This is a genomic window from Lysinibacillus sp. NPDC056185 (genome assembly GCF_047737915.1).
GTDB lineage: Bacteria > Bacillota > Bacilli > Bacillales_A > Planococcaceae > Lysinibacillus.
This window is the reverse complement of the sequence record NZ_JBLLLQ010000124.1, coordinates 1-1,021: the sequence shown is the minus strand read 5'-3', so window position 1 is coordinate 1,021 and position 1,021 is coordinate 1. Positions and strand designations below refer to the sequence as shown.

At 71.6% G+C, this 1,021-nt stretch carries 1 protein-coding gene; it reads right to left on the bottom strand.

What is annotated here, in order from left to right; all coding sequences use genetic code 11:
• The coding region (locus ACMZ42_RS27345; RefSeq protein WP_415733476.1) for a condensation domain-containing protein at positions 1-1,021 on the bottom strand (1,021 nt) is incomplete at both ends.

Here is a 1,021-nt window from a genome sequence, read left to right as displayed (position 1 = left end):
CCGGCCTGTCCGTGCGCTCCCCGAGTCCCGCCACGAGCTGGTCGGAGTACTCGTCGAGTTGCCGGTACGTCAGCGGCGTGTCACCCAGGAGCAGGGCGGGAGCGTCCGGCGACGCGGCCCGGACCTCCGCGCGGAACAGCTCGCCCAGACTCCGTGAGCCGGGACGGCCGTCCCGCTCACCGCGGCCGAGCGCGACCACTCCTTCCCGCGAACCGCTCGGCAGCCACCGCAGGGAGGAGACGTCCTCCACCGTCGCCAGCTGGCCCAGGAGCGTCGTGTACGTCTCCGCGAAGCGCCGGGCAGCGTCCTCGCCGAACAGGGCGACCGCGTAGGTGAGCGCACCCGAGAGCACCTCATGTGAGGCGTCGACCTCGACACCGAGGTCGAACCGCGTGACCCGCTCCGAGCCGTCGTCGACGGGGTGGGCCCGCAGGCGCCGTGCCTGCGGACCCTCCGCCGGCGTGAACGAGTTGACGTCGAACCACACCTGGAACAGCGGATGCCTGCTGGGGTCGCGCGGCAGCCGCAGCGCGCTGACCAACTGGTCGAAGGGCAGGTCCTGGTGCTGCTGCGCCTCCGCCACGCGGGCTGCGACCTGCTGGATCAGCGTGCGTACACGCACCGCGTCGTCGATCCGGAAGTCGACCGCGAGCGAGTTCACGAAGCATCCGACAAGGTGCTGCGTCTGCTCGTACTGGCGGTTGAACACCGGCACGCCCACGACCACGTCACGTTGGCCGGCGAAGGCCCGCAGCATCAGCACGTACGCCGTCAGGAGCACGCTGAATAGGCTCACGTTCAGCTGCGCCGCGAGCCTGCGCAAGGCCCGGGAGGTGTCCGCGTCGAGCGCGAACGGGACCACCGATCCCCGGTAGTCCACGGACGCGGGGCGGGGGAAGTCGGTCGGCAGGGCGAGGGGCGGATGGCCGTCGAGCCGTGTCCGCCAGTGCTCCAGCAGCTCTGCCAGGCGCTCACCGCTGACGTGCCTGCGCTGCCAGGCGGCGAAGTCGCGGTACTGCAC